This window comes from Streptomyces sp. SID3343 (genome assembly GCF_009865215.1).
Taxonomy (GTDB): domain Bacteria; phylum Actinomycetota; class Actinomycetes; order Streptomycetales; family Streptomycetaceae; genus Embleya.
The window spans coordinates 1-2,199 of the sequence record NZ_WWJX01000477.1; the positions used below are offsets into that span (position 1 = coordinate 1).

At 72.4% G+C, this 2,199-nt stretch carries 1 protein-coding gene; it reads right to left on the bottom strand.

Translation table 11 applies throughout. The features are described from left to right. Positions 1-2,105, bottom strand: a 2,105-nt coding sequence (locus GT354_RS15340) for a DUF3488 and transglutaminase-like domain-containing protein (RefSeq protein ID WP_161356873.1), incomplete at its 3' end; no start/stop codon positions are given. Positions 2,106-2,199 lie beyond the last annotated feature (94 nt).

Sequence of the window (2,199 nt, forward strand, 5' to 3'; positions counted from 1 at the left end):
CACGCGGCCCGGTCGGCGGCCTCGTCCTCGGCCGCGGTCAGCAGGAGGGCGAGGCGTTCGGCGGCCTGCCTGGGTGTCTCCGCGTCCGGCACGGGATGCCCGAGGTCGTGGGCGGTGTCCAACACCTCGGCCCAGCCGCCGAGGATCGAGTCGCCGAAGTCGTGCGGATCCGGCTCCCCCGAGACATCTCGGCCCAGGCTCGCGAGCCTGCGCCTGCGGATGTGTCCGCGCAGCAGCATCGGTGTCGTCAGCAGCAACACGCCCAGCACGACCGCGACACCGACGAGCAGCACCCGCTTGGAGACCAGCGGGCCGTCGGAGCCGCCCGCGGCCACCGGTGCGGCCGTCGCGGACGCGGACGGGGCGGCGCTCGCGCTCGCCTCGGGGCGACGCTCGGGCAGGTTCTCCGCGGTGCCGGGCGACGAGGTCGGCGCCGTCGGGGCGACGTCCTCCATCGCGTAGAAGGGCGAGTTGCCGCGCGAGGGAGTCGGCTCGAACCGGATCCAGCCGGAACCGGCGAAGTACAGCTCGGGCCACGCGTGTGCGTCGTGGCTGCTGACCGCGTACGTCATGTCGGGCTGCAACTTGCCGGGGATGAAGCCGACCGCAACCCGGGCGGGGATGCCCAGCGAGCGGGCCATCACGGCCATCGCCGACGAGAACTGCTCGCAGTAGCCGATCTTTTGGTCGAGGAAGTTCTCCAGCGGGTTCACGCCGTTGCTCGGCGGCACCTTGGTGTCGTAGCGGAATTCGTTCGAACGGGCGAACCACGCCTCCAGCCGGCGGGCCTGGTCGTACTGCGAACCCGCGCCGCCGACGCGCAGGGCCTGGTCCTGGATCCGCCGGGCGACATCGGGCGGCAGGTTCACCGTGCGATAGGGGCCCAGCTCGGGCGGCGGCGCGCCGGCCGACCTGAGCTGCGCGGGTGTCGGCTGCACGTCCAGGCTCGTCACGGTCCAGCCGAGGTTGCGGGTGTCCTGCTTGTTGTCGCCGAGCAGCAGGCGACCCTCGGGCTCGTAACGCCAGTTGCCCTTCACCTGGACCTGGACCGCCGGGTAGGGCATCGGCAGCGAGCCCTGCTTGTACGCGTCGTTGGCCTCGACCTTGGTGACGACCGTGGTGGCCCTGGTTTCCGGCTCCAGACCCGCCGGGGTCGGGAACTGGCGCGGGACGTCGGTCAACGAGCGTTCGGAGGGCTGCCACTTGCGGCCGTCGAAGTCGTCGAGCGAGGAGATCCGCAGATAGATCGAGCCCGGATTGGTGGCATCGGTGCGGTATCGCAGGAGTTCGACGTTCTCGGCGCGGTTGAGTTCGTCCGAGAGCTTGACGACCGGGTTGATGGTGGTCAGTCGGTGCGACTGCGGGCCGCTCTTGTGGCCGTCGATGAGTCGGTTGGCGCTGAGCGGGATCAGCGCGGGCACCGCGACGGCCACCGCGAGCGCCGCGAGGCCGATTCGGCCGCCGCCGCGCGCGGGTGGGCGGTACTGCCGCATCGGGGGAAAGCCCGGCGGGGGCGGAGGCAGGAGTGGTCGGCCCCAGCGCAGCAGGCGTTCGCGGCCCTCGGCGAGCAGCAGCAGGACGTAGGCGAGGGCGGCGACCAGGAAGATCACCCAGCCCAGACCGGACCGGGACAGGGCCGCGGGGACGCTGTAGAGCGCGAGGAGCGGCAGGCCGGCCGGCGCGGCCTGGCCGTAGGTCACCGCGATCAGGTCGACCAGGATGGCCACGCCGCCCATGACGCACAGCAGGATCGCGATGATCCCGTCCGAGGCCGGCGCGGGCGCGGTGAATTCCTGGATGTCGTGGCCACCGACGGTGAGCAGGTCGACGAACGCGTTGACGCTGCTCGGGGTCGGGAGCGGGCCGCTCGCGTCCGGGACGCACACCAGGAGCAGGTAGGGCACGAGTGCGGCGAGCTGGGTCAGCCCCACCACCGGCCGCGGCACCCGCAGGCGTCGTGAGCCCTCGCCGATCAGCGCGACGAGCAGGATGGCGCCGATTCCTTGGGCGATCCAGTCACCCGTCTCGACCAACGGAAGCAGCGAGGACGACGTCAGTGCGGTCGCGAGGCCCGCGACCAGGGCCAGACGCAGACGACCCGTCATGACCTTCCCCCTCCATCGACTGTGGTGCCGCCGCCGATCGTGGGCGCCGCGTTCGGGCGCGGCGGGGGTGCGGTACCCGGGCCCGCGGCCGGCG